The 18,285-nt window shown below is 55.2% G+C and carries 19 protein-coding genes; 5 read left to right on the forward strand and 14 right to left on the reverse strand.

Annotated features, from left to right (window positions below; genetic code table 11):
- Nucleotides 1-4: 4 nt before the first annotated feature.
- The 3 genes from hpaD to hpaG are packed head-to-tail and all read right to left on the reverse strand — an operon-like array spanning nt 5 to nt 3,599.
- Nucleotides 5-856, reverse strand: coding sequence for a 3,4-dihydroxyphenylacetate 2,3-dioxygenase (gene hpaD / locus ACOTXL_RS09120; RefSeq protein ID WP_045350435.1), 852 nt, complete (start codon nt 854-856; stop codon nt 5-7).
- A gap of 2 nt (nt 857-858) precedes the next feature.
- Nucleotides 859-2,325 carry a 5-carboxymethyl-2-hydroxymuconate semialdehyde dehydrogenase gene (gene hpaE / locus ACOTXL_RS09125; protein WP_003856594.1) on the reverse strand — a complete coding sequence of 489 codons (1,467 nt, stop codon included), beginning with the start codon at nt 2,323-2,325 and terminating at the stop codon, nt 859-861.
- Entirely contained in the window at nt 2,322-3,599 is a 1,278-nt protein-coding gene (gene hpaG, locus ACOTXL_RS09130) for a 4-hydroxyphenylacetate degradation bifunctional isomerase/decarboxylase (protein WP_045350434.1), read from the reverse strand. The genes hpaE and hpaG overlap by 4 nt, the downstream gene beginning before the upstream one ends.
- 268 nt (nt 3,600-3,867) lie before the next feature.
- Here hpaG and hpaR point away from each other — a divergent pair, with 268 nt between their 5' ends.
- Nucleotides 3,868-4,308, forward strand: coding sequence for a homoprotocatechuate degradation operon regulator HpaR (gene hpaR, locus ACOTXL_RS09135; protein ID WP_003856591.1), 441 nt, complete (start codon nt 3,868-3,870; stop codon nt 4,306-4,308).
- A gap of 83 nt (nt 4,309-4,391) precedes the next feature.
- Nucleotides 4,392-6,056 carry a methyl-accepting chemotaxis protein gene (gene tsr / locus ACOTXL_RS09140; protein WP_003856589.1) on the forward strand — a complete coding sequence of 555 codons (1,665 nt, stop codon included), beginning with the start codon at nt 4,392-4,394 and terminating at the stop codon, nt 6,054-6,056.
- A 92-nt stretch (nt 6,057-6,148) separates the two neighbouring features.
- Here the strand turns inward: tsr and ACOTXL_RS09145 are convergent, their stop codons facing one another.
- The 9 genes from ACOTXL_RS09145 to ACOTXL_RS09185 form a co-directional block, all read right to left on the reverse strand.
- A complete protein-coding gene (locus ACOTXL_RS09145; protein ID WP_032608453.1) occupies nt 6,149-6,658 on the reverse strand; it encodes a GNAT family N-acetyltransferase in 510 nt (169 codons plus the stop codon).
- Complete coding sequence (opgB, locus tag ACOTXL_RS09150) at nt 6,658-8,937, reverse strand: phosphatidylglycerol--membrane-oligosaccharide glycerophosphotransferase (protein WP_045350433.1); 2,280 nt, start codon at nt 8,935-8,937, stop codon at nt 6,658-6,660. Before opgB ends, ACOTXL_RS09145 begins: the two co-directional genes overlap by 1 nt.
- A 283-nt stretch (nt 8,938-9,220) precedes the next feature.
- Nucleotides 9,221-9,703, reverse strand: a complete 483-nt coding sequence (locus tag ACOTXL_RS09155; protein ID WP_015572603.1) for a DUF2501 domain-containing protein — start codon at nt 9,701-9,703, stop codon at nt 9,221-9,223.
- Nucleotides 9,704-9,787: 84 nt separating this feature from the next.
- Nucleotides 9,788-10,525, reverse strand: coding sequence for a DNA replication protein DnaC (gene dnaC / locus ACOTXL_RS09160; RefSeq protein ID WP_003856580.1), 738 nt, complete (start codon nt 10,523-10,525; stop codon nt 9,788-9,790).
- Complete coding sequence (gene dnaT, locus ACOTXL_RS09165) at nt 10,522-11,067, reverse strand: primosomal protein DnaT (protein WP_003856579.1); 546 nt, start codon at nt 11,065-11,067, stop codon at nt 10,522-10,524. Before dnaT ends, dnaC begins: the two co-directional genes overlap by 4 nt.
- A 124-nt stretch (nt 11,068-11,191) precedes the next feature.
- On the reverse strand, nt 11,192-11,620 hold the full coding sequence (locus tag ACOTXL_RS09170; RefSeq protein ID WP_003856578.1) for an organic hydroperoxide resistance protein: 429 nt from the start codon (nt 11,618-11,620) through the stop codon (nt 11,192-11,194).
- An 84-nt stretch (nt 11,621-11,704) separates the two neighbouring features.
- On the reverse strand, nt 11,705-12,157 hold the full coding sequence (locus tag ACOTXL_RS09175) for a MarR family winged helix-turn-helix transcriptional regulator (RefSeq protein WP_032608457.1): 453 nt from the start codon (nt 12,155-12,157) through the stop codon (nt 11,705-11,707).
- A gap of 44 nt (nt 12,158-12,201) precedes the next feature.
- On the reverse strand, nt 12,202-12,675 hold the full coding sequence (locus ACOTXL_RS09180) for a threonine/serine exporter (RefSeq protein WP_003856576.1): 474 nt from the start codon (nt 12,673-12,675) through the stop codon (nt 12,202-12,204).
- Nucleotides 12,666-13,442, reverse strand: coding sequence for a threonine/serine ThrE exporter family protein (locus ACOTXL_RS09185; protein ID WP_003856575.1), 777 nt, complete (start codon nt 13,440-13,442; stop codon nt 12,666-12,668). Before ACOTXL_RS09185 ends, ACOTXL_RS09180 begins: the two co-directional genes overlap by 10 nt.
- A 390-nt stretch (nt 13,443-13,832) precedes the next feature.
- Here ACOTXL_RS09185 and ACOTXL_RS09190 point away from each other — a divergent pair, with 390 nt between their 5' ends.
- Both ACOTXL_RS09190 and bglJ read left to right on the forward strand, forming a co-directional pair.
- Complete coding sequence (locus tag ACOTXL_RS09190) at nt 13,833-14,570, forward strand: helix-turn-helix transcriptional regulator (protein ID WP_003856574.1); 738 nt, start codon at nt 13,833-13,835, stop codon at nt 14,568-14,570.
- Nucleotides 14,567-15,199, forward strand: coding sequence for a DNA-binding transcriptional activator BglJ (gene bglJ, locus ACOTXL_RS09195; protein ID WP_003856573.1), 633 nt, complete (start codon nt 14,567-14,569; stop codon nt 15,197-15,199). The genes ACOTXL_RS09190 and bglJ overlap by 4 nt, the downstream gene beginning before the upstream one ends.
- Nucleotides 15,200-15,236: 37 nt before the next feature.
- Here the strand turns inward: bglJ and ACOTXL_RS09200 are convergent, their stop codons facing one another.
- Complete coding sequence (locus ACOTXL_RS09200; protein WP_003856572.1) at nt 15,237-15,695, reverse strand: YbaK/EbsC family protein; 459 nt, start codon at nt 15,693-15,695, stop codon at nt 15,237-15,239.
- Between the two features lie 328 nt (nt 15,696-16,023).
- Here ACOTXL_RS09200 and ACOTXL_RS09205 point away from each other — a divergent pair, with 328 nt between their 5' ends.
- Nucleotides 16,024-17,370, forward strand: a complete 1,347-nt coding sequence (locus tag ACOTXL_RS09205) for a PTS cellobiose transporter subunit IIC (protein ID WP_003856571.1) — start codon at nt 16,024-16,026, stop codon at nt 17,368-17,370.
- Nucleotides 17,371-17,447: 77 nt separating this feature from the next.
- Here ACOTXL_RS09205 and fhuF read toward each other — a convergent pair whose 3' ends face one another.
- Nucleotides 17,448-18,236 carry a siderophore-iron reductase FhuF gene (gene fhuF, locus ACOTXL_RS09210; protein ID WP_003856570.1) on the reverse strand — a complete coding sequence of 263 codons (789 nt, stop codon included), beginning with the start codon at nt 18,234-18,236 and terminating at the stop codon, nt 17,448-17,450.
- Nucleotides 18,237-18,285 lie beyond the last annotated feature (49 nt).

Raw genomic sequence — 18,285 nt, forward strand, 5'->3', positions numbered from 1 at the left:
CTCCTTAGGCGGGCAGCGGGAAAACGGCGTTGACCTGGCCGGTGCCGGAGCTGGCGAACAGCTCGGTGAGAAACTCCACCTTACCGTCGTATTTGTCCCAGCCGAGCATCCCCAGCAGCATCACCGTGTCGTGCATGTTGCCCTCGCCGTAGCAGTAGTCGGCGTACTCCGGCAGCATGCTGCAAAACTCCTTGAACTGCCCCTCGCGCCACAGCTTCACCACGCGCTCGTCCATCTGGCGATCAAACTCGCGGGTGTAGCTGTTCATCCCTTCCTCCGCGCGCTGGTCGTCGATAAAGCGGTGCGACAGCGAGCCGCTGGCGAGCACCGCCACGGTGCCGTCGTATTGTTCGATGGCGCTGATGATGGCCTCGCCCAGCCTGCGGCTGTCGGCGAAGTCGTGAACCGTGCAGAACGCCGAGATGGAGACCACTTTGAAGTGCTTATCCGCGTTCATGTAGCGCATCGGCACCAGCGTGCCGTACTCCAGCTTGAGGCTCGGGATGTTGTGCGCCTTGGCGCGAACGCCAAGCTTCACCGCTTCGTCGGCAATCAGCTGGCCGAGTTCCGGGTTGCCGTCGTAGTCGTAGGTCATGTCGCGAATAAAATGCGGCAGCTCGTTGCTGGTGTAGACGCCTGAGAAATGGTCCGCGCAGTTGATGTGATACGCGCTGTTCACCAGCCAGTGGGTGTCGAAGACGATAATGGTATCCACGCCCAGCTCGCGGCAGCGCTTGCTAATTTCTTTATGCCCATCGATGGCGCCCTGGCGGCAGCCGTGGTTTTTGCCCGGCAGTTCGGAGAGATACATCGACGGCACGTGGGTGATTTTTGCCGCTAACGCTAATTTGCCCATTTTCAGATCCCCCACTTTGGAATCGGATGGTCGCCCATGGAGATGCAGACGTTCTTCATCTCCGCGAAGACCTCGAAGCTGTACTCGCCCCCCTCGCGGCCGGTGCCGGAGGCCTTCACGCCGCCAAACGGCTGGCGCAGGTCGCGCACGTTCTGGGTGTTGACGAACACCATGCCCGCTTCGATGTTGCGCGCCAGACGCAGCACCTTGCTGACGTCCTGGGTCCAGATGTACGACGCCAGGCCATACTCCACGTCGTTCGCCAGGCGCAGGCCTTCCGCTTCGTCCTTAAACGGCAGCAGGCAGGCCACCGGCCCGAAGATCTCTTCCTGCGCCACGCGCATGCGGTTATCGACATCCGCCAGCACGGTCGGGCGCAGGAAGTTGCCGCCTTTCAGGTGCGCAGGCAGATCGGTCGGTTTGTCCGGGCCGCCCGCCAGCAGGGTTGCCCCCTCTTCAATGCCGAGGCGGATATAGCCGGAGACTTTTTCCCAGTGCTGCTGGCTGATGAGCGCGCCAATCTGGGTGTTCGGATCGGTCGGGTCGCCCACGCGCAGGCGGTTGGCGCGCTCGGCAAAGCGTTTGACGAACTCCGGGTAGATGCTCTGCTGGATGAAGATGCGCGAGCCGGCGGTGCAGCGTTCGCCGTTGATGGAGAAGATGGTGAACAGGGCGGCGTCCAGCGCGCGCTCGATGTCCGCGTCTTCAAAAATCAGCACCGGAGATTTGCCGCCCAGTTCCATAGAATACTTCTTCAGCCCGGCGTTTTTCATGATGTTACGCCCGGTGGCGGTGCCGCCGGTGAAGGAGACGGCGCGCACGTCATGATGACGCACCAGCGCGTCGCCAGCCGTGGCGCCATAGCCCTGCACCACGTTGAGCACGCCCGCCGGAATGCCCGCTTCGAGGGCCAGCTCGCCCAGACGGTCGGCGGTCAGCGGGGAGAGTTCAGACATCTTCAGCACCGCGGTGTTACCCAGCGCGAGACAGGGCGCGACCTTCCAGGTGGCGGTCATAAACGGCACGTTCCACGGCGACACCAGCGCGCAGACACCCACCGGCTGCACCAGGGTGTAGTTGAGCATCTTGTCGTCGACCGGGTAGGTTTTGCCGTTCATCTGCTGGCACACCTCGGCGAAGAACTCGAAGTTGTGCGAGGCGCGCGGAATGAGCACGTTTTTGGTCTGGTGGATCGGCAGGCCGGTGTCGGCGGTCTCCATCGCGGCAATGTCCGGCACGTTCTGGTCAATCAGATCCCCCAGGCGACGCATCAGGCGCGCACGCTCCTTCATCGGCAGGTTGGCCCATTTCGGGAACGCCTCTTTGGCGGCGGCAACGGCCTGATGGATTTCGGCTTCGCCCCCGGAGGCTACTTCAGCCAGCACCTCGCCGGAGGCCGGGTTAGTGGTTTGGAAGTACTCACTTCCGGCGACGTTTTTCCCGTTGATCCAGTGGTTAATCTTTTTCATTTTGCAGTCTCCTCACTGACAATTCGGTTTACCAGACGGCCTACGCCCTCCACTTCCACCACCACTTCATCGCCCGGTACCACGTCGGACAGCCCCTTCGGCGTGCCGGTGGCAATCATGTCGCCCGGTTGCAGGGTCATGAAATCGCTCAGATACGCAATCAGGAATGGGATGCTGAAAATGAGATCGGCGGTGGTGCCTTCCTGACGCAGTTCACCGTTAACGTAGGTGCGAAGACGAAGGTTGTGCGGGTCAGGGATGGCTTCTTTTGGCACCACGTTCGGGCTGATGGGGGTCAGCCCGTCGCGGCTTTTCACCCGCAGGTTTGGGCGATAGTAGTTTTCGAGATAATCGCGGATGGCGTAGTCGTTGCACACCGTGTAGCCCGCAACATAGTCCATCGCCTCGGCTTCGCTGACCTTACGCGCGGTTTTACCTATGACCACCACCAGCTCGGCTTCGTAATGCATGTATTCAATGTTGTTTGGGCGCACCGAGGTCTGGTTATCGCCATTAAAGGTGTTCGGCGCTTTGATAAACACCAGCGGCTCGGTAGGCGGTTTGAAGTCCAGCTCGCTGGCGTGATCGGCGTAGTTCAGGCCGAGTGCGAACAGCGTGGCGTGCGGCGGCGTGCGCGAAGCAATGGTAACGTCGCGTTCCACTACCACCGGGTTTTCCAGCGGCGGAAATCCCTCTGCCAGAATGCGTACCCGATCGCCCGGGCGAATTTCGACACGGCTTTGTGGGGTACCGAGCAATATCGCATCGCCGGGGTTCAGGGTGGCAAATTCGCTCAGCGCGCTCAGCAGTTCGGCGGCGTTGCGGTGCAGATCGGCCGTGTTCCAGTGGTCCGCTTCGCGACCGTTGATCTCGGTGATGATGGTCAGGTTGTCCACGTTATCAACGGCGACAGGTTCGCCGAGCGGGCAAAATCCATCCCGACATTTGGCCTTGATCGCCGGACGGTAGAAGCTCTCTTCCGGCAGGCTGATTTCGTTGGCCAGCGCGTAGCCAGCGATGTACGCCGCCGCCTCTTCAACGCGGACTTTGCTGGCGGTTTTGCCCACCACCAGCGCCACCGTTGCGCCGCTTAACACGGTTTCTCCCTGTGGAAAGGGAATCGGCTCGCCTGCGCGAATAACGGTGTTATGTGGCTTGATAAACCACACCGCCGTTTTTGGCGGCGCGTTATAGGGGGCTTTTTCAAACGTCTCAGCCCAGGCTGCACGCTGGCTTTGGTGGTTTAGCGCTACGGCAAAAACAGTACCTTTCATTCCCATACTCCTCAAACCGGCTGTCCGGTTTTGATTTCATTAATATGTTAATGATCTGGTTTTATGCTTTTGCTGTTCGTTTCGCAATCAGAAGTGAATAATTTGTGATATGAATAACAATAAATTTACATAAATGAGTTAATTATCTTTTAATTCAATGGATTAAAAAAATGGCGTTGTTTCTGTTAGACTTTTTGGGTTACAACGTGTTGTCTATAAAAGCATCTGTTTTAAATTGTTTACTTGTTAATGATGTAAGGGGAAGGTTATGCATGACTCATTAACCATCGCGCTGTTGCAGGCGCGTGAAGCGGCGATGGGCTACTTCCGCCCGATAGTGAAGCGGCATAATCTGACCGAGCAGCAGTGGCGTATCGTCCGCGTGCTGGCCGAGCATCCCTCCATGGATTTTCACGATCTGGCGTTCCGCACCTGCATTTTGCGCCCAAGCCTGACCGGCATTCTGACGCGGATGGAGCGCGACGGCCTGGTGCTGCGCTTAAAGCCGGTGAATGACCAGCGCAAGCTGTACGTATCGCTGACGAAAGAAGGCAACGCGCTGTACCAGCGTGCTCAGGCTCAGGTGGAAGAGGCGTACCAGCAGATTGAGGCGGAATATACCCCGGAGAAGATGACGCAGCTCACGGCGCTGCTGGAAGAATTTATTGAACTTGGAAACCGACATATTGCCGCGCGGGACGAAGAGTAAAAACCCTAAATTCCAGGATGATTTTCGTAAAGTTTTCCCTTTCCAGGCCGAAAATTCTGTATCTGTCTGAGGAAAGAGAAAACATGTTAAATCGTATCAAGATTGTCACCAGCTTACTGCTGGTTTTAGCGATATTTGGCCTTTTACAACTCACATCCGGTGGTCTTTTCTTCAATGCCCTGAAGCATGACAAAGAGAATTTCACCATCCTGCAAACCATTCGCCAGCAACAATCCACCCTGAACGGTAGCTGGGTGGCGCTGCTGCAAACCCGTAACACTCTGAACCGCGCGGGTATCCGCTATATGATGGATCAGAACAATATCGGTAGCGGCTCAACCGTCGCCGAGCTGATGCAGATTGCCTCTGCGTCTCTGAAACAGGCGGAAAAAAACTGGGCGGATTACGAAGCGCTGCCGCGCGACCCGCGTCAGAGCGACGCTGCGGCACTGGAAATCAAACGTAATTACGATATCTACCACGGCGCGCTGGCCGAGCTGATCCAGCTGCTGGGGGCGGGCAAGATCAATGAGTTCTTCGACCAGCCGACCCAGAGCTATCAGGATGGCTTTGAGAAGCAGTACGTCACCTATCTGCAACAGAACGACGCGCTGTATCAGACCGCGGTTGAAGACAGCAACAGTTCTTACCGCCAGGCTATCTGGGTGCTGATTAGCGTGCTGGCTGCGGTGCTGGTGGTGATTGTTGCCGTCTGGCTGGGTATTCGTCAGGCGCTGATTTCGCCGCTGAACCGTCTGATTGACAGCATTCGTCATATCGCCAGCGGCGACCTGGTGAAGCGCATCGACGTGGAAGGCTCCAACGAGATGGGGGAACTGGCTGACTCCCTGCGCCACATGCAGGGCGAGCTGGTGCGTACCGTGGGTGACGTGCGTAACGGCGCAAACGCCATTTACAGCGGTGCGAGCGAAATCTCGATGGGTAATAACGATCTCTCATCCCGTACCGAACAGCAGGCTGCCTCTCTGGAAGAGACCGCCGCCAGCATGGAACAGCTGACTGCCACCGTGAAGCAGAACGCCGAGAACGCCCGTCAGGCGAGCAACCTGGCCCTGAGCGCGTCTGAAACCGCGCAGAAAGGCGGCAAGGTGGTGGATAACGTGGTGCAGACCATGCGCGATATCGCCGGCAGTTCGCAGAAAATCGCCGATATCATCAGCGTGATCGACGGGATTGCCTTCCAGACCAATATTCTGGCGCTGAACGCGGCGGTAGAAGCGGCGCGTGCGGGCGAGCAGGGCCGCGGCTTTGCGGTGGTTGCAGGTGAAGTCCGAAACCTGGCGCAGCGCAGCGCCCAGGCGGCCCGTGAGATCAAGAGTCTGATTGAAGACTCCGTGGGGCGCGTGGAAATTGGTTCAACGCTGGTGGAAAGCGCGGGTGAAACCATGGGTGAGATCGTGAATGCGGTAACGCGCGTGACGGACATCATGGGCGAAATCGCGTCTGCGTCTGACGAGCAGAGCCGCGGTATCGACCAGGTTGGGCTGGCGGTGGCTGAGATGGATCGCGTGACCCAGCAGAACGCCTCGCTGGTGGAAGAGTCTGCGGCGGCGGCCGCGGCACTGGAAGAGCAGGCGAGCCGTCTGACGCAGGCTGTTGCGGTGTTCCGTATTCAGCAGGAACAGATGAAGGCGCGCGAGTTCGCCTCCGCGAAAAGCGTTGCCGCTCCGGTAGTGGCGCGTAAACCGGCGACCGCAGATGCGGGCGATAACTGGGAAACGTTCTGACGCTGTGCGTTTTGCCGGGTGGCGGCTGCGCCTTACCCGGCCTGCGGAATTGGGTTTTGTAAGCCCGGTAAGCGCAACGCCACCGGGCGATCTTACAGAGGCAGGCGCATGGCGCAGCGGGAACCATACGCTAAACCGTGCGCCGTCTCTTCCTCGCGTTTCTGGCGCAGTTCCGGCGTCAGCGTCGTCATCATTTCAAACCCTAATCGCCTGTAGAAGGGCGCATTCCACGGGACATCACGAAACGTCGTTAACGTCAGCGAGTTCAGCCCCAGACTGCGGGCATGCGCGGCGGCACGGGCGATTAACTGGCGTCCGAGACCTCGTCCCTGCCAGTCCAGGTGAACCGACAGTTCCACAATAAACAGCGACGATGGATGAGCTTCGGCGAGAATAAAGCCCACAGGCCTGTCGTCAGCCAGCGCCAGCCAGCTTAATCCGCGTCCGGCGTAACCGAGGTGATCTTCAACACAAATAACCTCATTGTCTGCCAGCCAGGCCAGCTCAGGAACGTCGCGAAACCGCTGCCCCGCCGCACGTTCGATGGCGGGCAGGGCAGCGACGTCGTCGATGCGCGTCGGGCGAAGGGTGAACGCCGTCATCAGCCAGCGCTGCTCACAATTTTAATCTCCACCATGCCGATCCCCAGCTTGCGCGGAGCGTGACCGAGAATATTCCCTTCGTTAGTGGACTGCGGATCGGGCGGCACAATGACCAGCGTATTGCTGCGCGTTGGGTTATCGAAGTGCAGCGTGCTGGTGGTGACATCATTGCTCAGCGTCAGCGTCTGTTCTTTATCGCCGACGCGCACCGGTATAGGACGGTTTGCGTTGGGACCAAATGCCCTGGCGGTGATCACCAGATCGAATTTCTCCGGCAGCGGATGGGTATATTCAATTTTCACCTCATCGCCTAACTGGGCGTTAGACCAGCGCCCCCATGATTCCGGCCGCGAAATACCGCTGAACTGCTTCACCTCTTCCGGCGCGCCGGCAACATTAAAGATGAAGCTGTCTGCTTTATAACGAATGTCGTTGTCGACGATTTTCAGCAGGTCAACGTTGCGCTGATAGCGTGCGGTATCAATAACCGTATCTTTAAACGCGGTTCTTCCCTGCCACTGCGGTTTGTCAACGTGTTGCACGGTCTGCTCGCCGCCGAGTTGCCCCTGAGAGACGCACCAGTCGGTGGACAGCGACAGCTGTTGCGACCAGAGCTGGCCCATTTTGTAGCATTTGTCGACCCAGACGAAATTATCGCGCGGGGCGAATTCCGCCAGCTGGAAGCGCAGTGGCGCGGAGTATTCGCTTTCCGGCAGCGGCTCGACGCGGTTATCCGACACGCGCAGCAGCAGTGGCAGGCGGAAATGGCTGCCGGAGAACGCGATCATTTTTTTATCCTGATCGATGGTGAAGTCTTTTATCTCTTTCGGGAAGTTCCACAGACGAATGATATCCGGCTTCCAGGCGAGGATTTTTTCCTTCATGTTGAGGAAGATTTCCGACAGGGACTGGCCCGACAGCGTACTGCGGCCCAGTCCAATGAAGTTATCGCCACCCAGAATATCCAGCACGGTAGCGCCGTTATCCATCGAGTTACGTTTAGCGGCAATGATCTCCTGCTGCGGTTTATCGCCGCGCAGCACAAAGAACAGGTTGCTGCGATCCAGCTTATTCAGCTCATCCCAGGCGCTGTTTTTCATCGCCAGATGGTCAGATGAGACGACGATGACCGTATTTTTGAAATACGGCGACGCTTTGATTTTCTCGATTAACGCCGCGATATGCTCCTGGCTACAGGTCACGGCGCTGAACGACTTGTTGTTTTTACCGTCAATGTCGTAGCCCTGACGTTTACAGGTGCGTGAGACAAAACCATCCGGATGATGCGTGTCGACGGTCAACGCAAACAGCGAGAAGCGTTTACCGGCGCGGGAAAGCTCCTCGAATTTCTTCCAGGTTTCATCCAGAACGGTATCGTCGTAAAAGCCCCAGTCGTTGCGGTAGGCCGGATCGGCCACCGTGGTTTTCAGCTCTTCGGAACCATACAAGTGATCGAAACCGTGGGATTTCAGGAACACATCTTTCCCGGCAAAGCGCAGGTTAGCGCCCTGCATAAAGTAGTTTTCATAGCCCGAGTTTTTCAGGATATCGCCGAGGCAAATGTTCTGCGGGAAGAAGCTCGACATCGAGGCGGAGGCGTTGCCTTCAAACGGAGCGAACAGCGGAATGCCGCACTGGGAGGCCACCATCCCGGCGATGGTGTAATCCGTGCCAGGGAGCTGCATGGTGTGGCTGAAGTCGAGGCCCTGGTTTTTCAGCGCGCCAAGCTCTGGCGTCAGGTTCGGGAAAGCATCGTTATCAAAATAGGTGCGCTCCAGACTTTCGCCGTAGATATAGACCAGGTTGAGTCTGGGATTGTCGATCTTCTTCGAGGGTTCTTTGTAATAGGCCGCAAAGTCCGGGTCGCCATCGCGCGACTGGGATTTTACCAGCTCGGTAATTTGATGGAATGCGGGGCTGGCATCCACGGAGGCCAGCGCCAGGCACAGCGCCAGCAGGCTGTAGCCATGATGATGCGGACGGTGACGGCGACGGCGCAGAACCCAGGCCAGCGCGGCGAAGATGCCCACCAGGGCGACCACCAGCCCCAGACCCGGAAGGATATACTTACCTACACCAGCGCCGGTCAGGCTGTTGGTCAACGTGTAGAGCACCGCGTCGTTAATACCGTCGCCGGTAAAATAATCGCTGGCATATAACGTAATGTTTAAAACAATAAAAATGCCGAGCACCACCAGGGTGGCCACAAACCACCAGGTGTGACGACCAGCTTTCCAGGCATAAACGCCGATGGAAGCCAGGAAAAGGACAAGGGACATTAACTCTGAAAACAGCAGATCCTCATCATGCCGGACGCTTAGCCGGCTAATTGCTTATTTTTTGGGTAATACAATGTAATTGCGATGTCGCTTAGCTGCAATTTTAGTGTCACGAAAGTGTGCTGTTGTTAGGATTTGGTTTATAAAATCGGATTTTTGAATACAGTCGCATCGTGGTATACGGAGGCTGAGGTGGTGGCAGGGGATAAAAAAACGCACTTCACGCCGCGGTGTAAGACTAACGTAATAAACCCGGCGTGTTGTGGCAGAAAATGGGAGACGATCAGGAGAGGAAATTAACGCCTTGTTTCAGCACCAGATCGCAGGCTTTCGTTTTCACCTGTTTCGCCAGAGATGAATTTCCAAGGGTGCTGAGGTTCAGCTGCTGGCCATTTTGCGCGTTCAGCAGGCCCTGAATACCGTCCATATAGTTGGTGTCCGCTTTCTGCTCCTGGGTGTCCAGACCCAGTTTACCCAGCACCTGGTTTTTAATGTTTTCGGTATCGGTGACGGAAGCCAGTTTCTGCTTCGCGCAGTATTCCAGAATGCCCGCCGCATTGTTCATCGTGCCGGCGCTCAGGCTTTGGGAGCTGTTACTCAGCAGGCCGGTGAGGGACGAGGCTGACAGCCCGCCCTGGGAAGTGCCGCTCTCTTTGGTTAACTCACTTGCTGCGCTGGAGAGCGACTCCTGCCATGATGCGGCCTGCGCTGCGCCAGTCACCAGCAGGGCGCCAGTAAGGATGCTGATAAGAAACTGTTTTTTCATAATGATTTACTCAACAAGGTCCGTTTTGGGCCAGAAGTGGGTTCAGTATATACCTCTGCTCTTCCGGCGCTCCCTGGAAATATCTTAATACTCTTTGCCGGTGACGCGGCTGCGGTAGCTGTCCCAGTCGAAGATGACGTACAGGCTGTTACCCAGCTTCATGCGATCCATTACCCGCTCGCCAAGAAGTCGGGTCATCTCGTCGATATTGTGGTTCGTCAGCATACCTGTTGGGCGTTTTGACGACGAACGGCGATCGACAATCTGGTTGATGATCACTTTTTCGTAGCGGGACTCCGTCTGGACGCCGATCTCGTCGATGACCAGCAAATCCACGTTACTTAAATCATTCAGCAGCTGTTCTTCGCTGGTTTCGCGGTTGCTGAAGGTGTCCTTCATGGCGGACATAATATCGGCCACGGTGATAATCAGCACTGACTTCCCGCGCAGCAGCAGCTCGTTGCAGATAGCGGCCGCAAGGTGATTTTTCCCCGTGCCGGGTTTTCCGCTAAAGATGAAGCTGGCAATGTTGCCGTCAAATTCATCCACATACTGGCGCGCCTGGTTGAGGGCGTTCATCTGCCCCTGCGACTCGACCTTATAATTCTCGAAGGAGCAGTTCTGGTGCAGAGGGCGAATGCCAGAGCGGTTAAAGGTGCGCTGCATTTTCATCGCGCGGTTTTCGCGGGCGAGGGCAGCCGCGCGAATTTTACCCTGCTCTTTTTGCCACGCCAGCAGCTCTTCACCCGTGGTGAAGGCGGGCTTCACGTTGGCGGGCATCATCTTCTGCAAACGTTTCATCAGGTCGCCGACGTTTTTCATTTCGCACCTCGGAATCCATCAGGGATTTTTTTGTCCGGTTCTGAAAAGGCATTGATATCACGTTTTGGCTGGCCATTGTTGCTGGCGCGGTTGATTTGCAGACTGCGCGCGAACTTTTGCTGCCACTGAACATGGTGGAAGACTTTTCCTTCAGCCTGCCAGTAAGCGGTAAAGGCCGCCAGCTCTTCTGGCGTCGCGGGCTGCGCGAGGGCTATTCCCCATAAGGCCGCCTGCCGCTGAAAATCGGCGTCCGGCTGCCAACCGGCGTACATGGGAAATTTGCCCATTGGAACGGCCACCGGAGCGCTGGCGGGTTCGTCAAAAAACTGATTATCCAGCATGACATCGCTCGCCGGGCGCGACAGCTTCGCTTCAATTTCCAGAAGCTGCGCCAGACGTTCCGGCGTGACCGCATAAAACGCCGGGGCGTTGTCGGCAAATACCGCGAGCGTGCCGCCTTCGGCGTGCGTCAACACACCGCGAGGATCGCGCATAAAGGCATCAATGCCAGCAATGCTGGTGGTCAGGATTCTGGAGGACATAACACTTTCTCAACTGATTACTACGGGCGTGATTGAGGGTTATGGTAGCACAGAGAGAGGAGAGGAAAGGAGAGGATTTCCCCGGCGGCGTTACGCTTACCGGGGCTAAAATCACAGGAGCTGATTACGCGATGATGTTCAGCGTCACGTCGATATTGCCGCGCGTCGCGTTAGAGTACGGACAGACGATATGCGCCGCATCCACCAGTTTTTTGGCTTCCGCTGCGTCCATCCCTTCAACGTGGATGTTCAGCTTCGCTTCGATACCAAAACCGGTTGGCAGCGGGCCAATCCCCACTTCGCCTTCAATAAAGGCATCTTTTGGCAGAGCGAATTTGTCGCGTGCCGCAACGAACTTCATTGCGCCCAGGAAGCAGGCGGAGTAGCCCGCAGCGAACAGCTGTTCAGGGTTGGTTACTTCACCCCCCATGCCACCCATCTCTTTGGGGACACCCAGTTTGACATCCAGAACGCCATCGGAAGACGTTGCGCGGCCATCACGGCCTCCGGTTGCTTTGGCTTTGGCAGTGTAAACAACTTTTTCTAAAGACATGGCAGGTTCCTCATCTTACGTTTATATGCACTATTAAATAGCGCGCGATGTATTAAGTTAAAATCAGGCGCGTAAAGTATAGCCTTACGCGCGATGAAGCTGTTGGCGCAAAAGTTCGAGCTGGTGCTTGAGCGCCAGCATGGTGTCGGTATCACACTGCGCTGCACAGCCCACGGCGTGGGGTATCGTCACGGCCTGCTGTTGCAGCGCCCGACCCGCGTCGCTCAGGGTGACGGCGACCTGACGCTCATCCTGACGGGAACGCTGGCGGAAGATTAATCCTGCACTTTCCAGGCGTTTCAGCAGGGGCGTCAGCGTGGCGGAATCCAGGAACAGCCGCTCGCCAATGTCTGATACCGTAATATCATCCTGCTCCCACAGCACCAGCATCACCAGGTATTGAGGGTAGGTCAGGTTAAGCGGCGCCAGCAGTTGCCGGTAGAGCTTGTTAAGCGCCAGATTTGCCGAATAGAGGGCAAAACAGAGCTGGTTATCCAGCAGAAGCGCGTTAGTGGTGTCGTTCATTTTTGCATCCATGAAATGAATATAAATAGTGCGCGATACAATTGCAAGCTATTTTATTATACGCGTGGACGTTTGCGGTAAAGCCATAAGCCTGGGATCGACAGGCCGATGGAGAGCGCGCCCACAATCGACGAGGCTTTAAGGAAGTTGCTCAGAAGCAGGATCATCTGCGGTTCGCTGTAGCCAAAGTGGCTGATTTTGACGGCGGAAATCATCGCCGTATAGGCTGAAATACCCGGGAACATAGGAATGACTGCCGCCACGGTGAACACCTTCGGATGCGCCAGATACCAGCGGGACCACTGAATACCGATGCTGCCGACCAGCATGGAGGCGATAAACGTCGACCATTCGATATTAAAGCCCGCGGTCATCATGATCATACGTGACCCGTGGCCAATGGCACCCAGCAGCGCACACCAGGGTAATGCACGTTGCGGGACGTTAAACACCATCGCAAAGCCAACGGCGGGAAGGGCTGCCAGGAGCATGTCCTGCGCCAGTGCGAGCAGAAAATCGATCACGCCCATCCGCGTAACCCCCAGAGTGTCATGGCCATTACCACCCCGATACAGGTCGCCAGCGTCAGCAGGCTGGCTATCGCCCAGCGCGCCAGACCGGTGTTGATGTGGCCTTTGAACATATCAGCGACGGCATTGATTAAGGGAAAACCCGGCACCAGCAGCAATACGCTGGCGGCCATCGCAACAGTAGGCGTGCTGGCGAAGTAAGGCTGGCGCAAAAGCAGGCCGGATACGGTTGTCGCCACAAATGCCGTGATGCAGAAGTTAATTTGCGGATGCAGTTGCCTGTGCGTCAACAACTGGCGGACATACATCGCGATGCTGCTGGCAAAGAAGGTCACGACAGCGCCGTCCCATCCGCCCGCGTTGAGCTTGCAGAAGCAGGCGCAGGAGAGTCCCACCATCAGCACAACCAGCCAGCGTGGATACCGGAGAGGTTTGATCTGGTTGAAGCGTTTCTCTATTTCCCGCAGATCGAGCAGCCTGTGTTCAGCAAGGATCACAATGTGCTGCACTTCCGTCACGACGTGCATGTTAATGCCGCGGTCATGATTTTTACGAGTGGAGGTGAGGCACTGTCCGTCTTTAATGGTGGTCAGTACAATGGCATTTGACGAGATGGAGCTCTCAACGCTGTCCATCCCCAGCGCCAGACCAAGGCGTGTGGAAAGTTCTTCGACGAGGGCGCTTTCTGCCCCGTGTTGTAAGAGAAAAAGTCCGCACTGAATACATAGCCGCGTGGTAGCACGTTGCGTAGACCGATCTGCCTGCATGAAACGCCCTGAAGAGAAGAGAGATTGCTTACTTTTAACACAAAGGGCAGGGCCCTTTGCGCTGGGCCAGATCAACATTTGTGCGATCAGTTGCGTGTCCAGCATGGCGAAGAGGTCGTATCTTTATTTATTTAATGAATATGTGACGAGAATTAATAAAAAAAATATATTAAGTATTTCTAATTTCATATTTTCGATCTTTTCACACAACCAGAATTAAATTCTTGTAGTCTTTATGCGATATTAAGACTGTATTGGGCGTTTCATAACCCATGTGACATTTCTTCTGGTTTACGAATATTAAGCCGTTTTGTACTAAGGAATACAAACGTGTTTAACCTCGTAGGGTTAGTTCGTTCTTAAATAATGAATTCATGACATGGAGGGTCTATGTTGCCATTGAATGGTAAACACGGAGTTGTGATTAGCAGAGTGCCGGTTATGCAAAATGGGTTAGGTGGCGTCATGTCGCGTCATTTTCCCGATTTTGAGATAACGTACTGCCGTTCGATGCAGGAGTTGACGCTACTTCAGTTGCGTCGCGCCGGGGTCGTTATTGCCGATATTTCGGGTGAGTATCGTAATCCTCGCGGCACGCTTGAGCAGTATTATGGATTAATGAATCAGTATCGGGATATTCACTGGATATTCCTTGTCTCGCGTCCTCTTTATCCGCTTGCAGTAGAGCTTCTTATGCGTCCGGAAAGCACGCTGCTTTCAGATATGGAGCCTATTGAAGGCGTCATTAACGCTATTCGCGCGGGCAGTGAACGTGCCGAGCGAATAAGCCAGACGTTATTAATACCGGAAACGCCCGATATTGAAGAGGAGAGTGAGCAAATGATTGCACTCACTCACTCTGAACGCAAGGTGTTGCGTTTACTCGGTAAAGGTTGGGGAATCAACCAAATTGCCACACTACTGAATAAAAGTAATAAAACGATCAGCGCACAGAAAAACAGTGCAATGCGTCGCTTATCACTTCGCAGTAATGCCGATATGTACGCGTGGATAAGCAGTACCCAGGGAATGCGAGAACTCAGTTTAATGTCGGCTTATGGAGAGTTTGAGGAATGGAAAAGACCACTGCAACAAGACATATCGCCGTCATCGAAAGCTGCTCAATGAGCGCTGTGGGGCTGAAGCATCTCTTTGCGATGCCCAGCCTGAGCCATTACCAGGTGCACCTGTTTAGCAGATTCGCCAGCTTTAAAGCGGCGCTCTCGGATATCTCATTCTATGCGGTTATCTATTCACTGTCTGATGAGCGTGAGGAGCGGAGAAACTGTCTTGCCTGTTTACGGGATCTCACCTTCACCCACAGCGACGTCCAGCGTATTGTGCTGGCCTCTGACGAAATGGAGGCGAGGCTGGTCAGCCATCTTTCGCCTTCTCGCTTGCATGGAATCATCAGTAAATCGGTTCCGCTAAAGCAGCTAATGGAGGGCCTGAAGACATTACTCAGCGAAACGCATCAGGTGAACGACAACATGTACAATCACTGGTGTGTTAGCAATCGTATGTTAAGCCCAACCGAGAGGGCGATTCTGCGTTATATGTCATCGGGTTTTTCGATCCCTGAAATTGCAGCACAGCTTGAACGCAATATTAAAACTATCCGGGCGCATAAGTTTAACGCCATGGTAAAGCTGGGCGTCAATTCTGACGTGGGATTACTGGATGCGGCGGATATCCTGGCGCATCTCCCTGCCCGGGAAGTTCGTCGTTCCGCTCTCACCGTTCCTTCATTCTCTTAGCGTTAAATGATGCGCCAGAGTTCTTCTGGCGCATCGTTCAAATGCACACATCCACCCATTTTGCTGCGGTCAGTTCCGCCATTCTGTCGGGCGATATACGCACCGCACTGTGGATGGCGCCCGCTGCGGGTAACACTTCCGCGTATTGTTTTAATGTGATGTCACAGTAAACAGAAAGCGGGTTTTCCAGTCCGAAAGGGCAGACGCCGCCAACAGGATGACCTGTCAGGGTGACTACCTCATCGCTGCTGAGCATGCGGGCTTTTGCGCCGAATGTCTCTTTAAGCTTTTTGTTATCCAGACGCGCATCGCCTTTTGCAACCACCAGAATCACGTCATTTTTAATTTTTAGTGACAGCGTTTTGGCAATTTGGCCGGGTTCAACGTTGTGCGCGGCAGCAGCAAGGGCAACAGTCGCTGTGCTTTGGTTAAGCTCAATGATCTCTATATCCGGAGCGTGTTCGGCAAAAAACTGTTGTACAGACTGCAAACTCATTGATTCCTCCTGACAAATATCCTGCGTAATCTGTCATAAGAATTTAGTCGCTGTAAATATCCCTTAAGTAACAAATATCCGTCTGGGGCGATTTCTGGATCGCCTTCACATTCACAGAAACCGGTTACAGTAACCGGTTGCAGAGCGTGATGCAGAGATTAATACTGAGTGTGTAACTTCCCCTGTATCTAATAATAAGAGCTAATTATGAAACCATTCCGTTTGAGCAGTACCGCAGGTACACGATCCGGCAAGGTTGTGACGCTGATGTATGGAACAACGTGTGACGTGAGAACGTCCGAAACGAACGTATGACAGGAGATCTGCTATGTCTGCCAACCATGCTGCATTTAATCTGATTTTCCGCTTCGTTGAAAATTATGTTAGCCCTATTGCCGGGCGCATCTCTTCCCAGCGTCACGTTATGGCTATTCGTGACGGGTTTATCTCAGCGATGCCGTTTATGATTGTGGGCTCGTTTCTGTTAGTGTTCGCTTACCCACCTTTTTCGCCTGATACCACCTGGGGTTTTGCTCGCGCCTGGCTGGATATGGCGAAGCAGTTTGAAGGCCAAATTCTGACGCCGTTTGATATGACAATGGGGGTGATGTCCCTTTATATCTGTGCGGCTATTGCCTACAACCTGGGCAAACATTACGTTAAAACCCATCAGCTGGATCCGTTCATGTGCGCGATGCTGTCGCTGATGGCGTTCCTGCTGGTCGCCGCCCCTAAAACCAAAGGCGCTTTGCCGGTCGATAGCCTGGGAGGGACCGGTATTTTCACCGCGATTCTGGTGGCGATCTATTGCGTTGAGATGATGCGTTTCCTGAAAGCACACAATATCGGGATCCGCCTGCCGGACCAGGTTCCGCCGATGATCAAAAACTCGTTTGATCTGCTGATCCCGGTGCTGGTGGTGGTGCTGACGCTCTATCCGCTGAGTCTGCTGATCCAGTCGCAGTTCGGTATGCTGATCCCACAGGCCATCATGTCGATATTCAAACCGCTGGTCTCTGCGGCTGACTCGCTGCCTGCGATCCTGCTGGCGGTGCTGATTGGCCACCTGCTGTGGTTTGCCGGGATCCACGGCGCGGCGATTGTCTCCGGGATGCTGCAAATGTTCTGGCTGACGAACCTGGGGGCGAACCAGACCGCGCTGGCGGCAAGCCAGCCTTTGCCACACATCTTTATGGAAGCCTTCTGGACGTTCTTTATCGTTATCGGCGGATCGGGGGCGACGATGGGTCTGGTGTTCTGCTATCTGCGTAGCCGCTCCGCGCACCTGCGCTCTATTGGACGTCTGAGCGTGGTGCCCAGCATTTTCAATATTAATGAGCCGGTGATTTTCGGTACGCCGATTGTGATGAACCCGGTGTTCTTTATTCCTTTCCTGCTGGCGCCGATGGTTAATGCTGTGCTGGCATGGGCAGCGATGAAGTTTGATCTGATTGGCCGCGTGATTTCCGTCGTGCCGTGGACGGCACCGGCTCCGGTTGGTGCCGCCTGGGCGCTGGGCTGGGATTTCCGTGCAGCCATTCTGGTGCTGGTTTTGGCCTGCGTTTCCGCGATTATCTATTTCCCGTTCTTCAAGGTGTACGAGAAACAGTTGCTTCAGCAGGAAGCGGAAGAAGCACAGCGTAATGGAGAAGAGGAAAATCAGCAGGTCGCTTAGGTAAAAGCAAAACGGCAACGCAGGTTGCCGTTTTTAGTGTTTGTTCCCTCTCTCTGCGGGTATCAGGCCGGGCCAGACTACTTAAGCGTGCAATCGCCGCACTGCTGGACGTCCGGCAGACGGTAGCGCTGACAGCAGGTACGACGTACCAGAAGTCCCTCACGCGGAACCACGGTGCGGTAAAGAGGGTTATCCCGTCCATCCGACAGCTGTCTGGCAAAGAAACAGCTCTGACGCAGTGCATCCACTTTCTCGTCGCCGAGCAGCGGCTTCATTTCCGTTAAATACCAGTGGATAAGATACCCGGTATTACTCCAGATCAGTTTGCCGTTAATCTCTCCCGTCGCTTCCAGCGCATCAATGACCGGAACCAGCGCTCTTGTAATCAGCCGTTCCATACGCGCCTGCGCTGACAGGTGTCTCGCGCTCGGATCTTCATGTACATCAATCCAGAAACAGGCAGCGCGCCCGGTTTCATGAAATTCAACATGAAAATGTTCCGACGAGAGATCGAGCATCGTTTCCTGGGTCAGCAGGGCTAGCATGACAGGCGGCACCATCAGCCCGATATACCACTGTGCCCAGAGGGATAACAGCGGTTTATTTTCCCGCGTCAGGGTAGGTTGGTTACGATAAATATGGTCGGAATAGGTTGCCAGCAGCGACCGCAGCTCGGCAGGACGTTGCCACTCAGTCAGCGTCAGCGCATGATGCGGCGGTGCTTCATCCAGTTTGATGAAGTCCAGCAGATGGGCGCGCGTTACGGCAATTTTTTCCCGAATGGCATCCGCAAGCGTCGTTTCCCCGGCGGAGAGTGGAGCTCGCCAGAGCAGGGGCTCAACGATGTGTGCGGTACGAGTCGCCATAGTGTGGATTACAAATCTAAATGATAATGATTGCCAATCCTAACTATAG

The organism is Enterobacter cloacae complex sp. IR5402, assembly GCF_049238125.1.
GTDB classification, from domain to species: domain Bacteria; phylum Pseudomonadota; class Gammaproteobacteria; order Enterobacterales; family Enterobacteriaceae; genus Enterobacter; species Enterobacter hormaechei_C.

Bases quoted from the DNA above. Each gene is read 5' to 3' on its own strand.
- ACOTXL_RS09200 (WP_003856572.1), bottom strand. From the start codon at position 15,695: ATGAGTTTGCAGTCTGTACAACAGTTTTTTGCCGAACACGCTCCGGAT.
- ACOTXL_RS09185 (WP_003856575.1), bottom strand. From the start codon at position 13,442: ATGCAGGCAGATCGGTCTACGCAACGTGCTACCACGCGGCTATGTATT.
- ACOTXL_RS09175 (WP_032608457.1), bottom strand. From the start codon at position 12,157: ATGGATGCAAAAATGAACGACACCACTAACGCGCTTCTGCTGGATAAC.
- fhuF (WP_003856570.1), bottom strand. From the start codon at position 18,236: ATGGCGACTCGTACCGCACACATCGTTGAGCCCCTGCTCTGGCGAGCT.
- ACOTXL_RS09190 (WP_003856574.1), top strand. From the start codon at position 13,833: ATGTTGCCATTGAATGGTAAACACGGAGTTGTGATTAGCAGAGTGCCG.
- hpaE (WP_003856594.1), bottom strand. From the start codon at position 2,325: ATGAAAAAGATTAACCACTGGATCAACGGGAAAAACGTCGCCGGAAGT.
- tsr (WP_003856589.1), top strand. From the start codon at position 4,392: ATGTTAAATCGTATCAAGATTGTCACCAGCTTACTGCTGGTTTTAGCG.
- bglJ (WP_003856573.1), top strand. From the start codon at position 14,567: ATGAGCGCTGTGGGGCTGAAGCATCTCTTTGCGATGCCCAGCCTGAGC.
- hpaD (WP_045350435.1), bottom strand. From the start codon at position 856: ATGGGCAAATTAGCGTTAGCGGCAAAAATCACCCACGTGCCGTCGATG.
- hpaR (WP_003856591.1), top strand. From the start codon at position 3,868: ATGCATGACTCATTAACCATCGCGCTGTTGCAGGCGCGTGAAGCGGCG.
- opgB (WP_045350433.1), bottom strand. From the start codon at position 8,937: ATGTCCCTTGTCCTTTTCCTGGCTTCCATCGGCGTTTATGCCTGGAAA.
- ACOTXL_RS09170 (WP_003856578.1), bottom strand. From the start codon at position 11,620: ATGTCTTTAGAAAAAGTTGTTTACACTGCCAAAGCCAAAGCAACCGGA.
- ACOTXL_RS09145 (WP_032608453.1), bottom strand. From the start codon at position 6,658: ATGACGGCGTTCACCCTTCGCCCGACGCGCATCGACGACGTCGCTGCC.
- ACOTXL_RS09155 (WP_015572603.1), bottom strand. From the start codon at position 9,703: ATGAAAAAACAGTTTCTTATCAGCATCCTTACTGGCGCCCTGCTGGTG.
- hpaG (WP_045350434.1), bottom strand. From the start codon at position 3,599: ATGAAAGGTACTGTTTTTGCCGTAGCGCTAAACCACCAAAGCCAGCGT.
- dnaT (WP_003856579.1), bottom strand. From the start codon at position 11,067: ATGTCCTCCAGAATCCTGACCACCAGCATTGCTGGCATTGATGCCTTT.
- dnaC (WP_003856580.1), bottom strand. From the start codon at position 10,525: ATGAAAAACGTCGGCGACCTGATGAAACGTTTGCAGAAGATGATGCCC.
- ACOTXL_RS09205 (WP_003856571.1), top strand. From the start codon at position 16,024: ATGTCTGCCAACCATGCTGCATTTAATCTGATTTTCCGCTTCGTTGAA.
- ACOTXL_RS09180 (WP_003856576.1), bottom strand. From the start codon at position 12,675: ATGGGCGTGATCGATTTTCTGCTCGCACTGGCGCAGGACATGCTCCTG.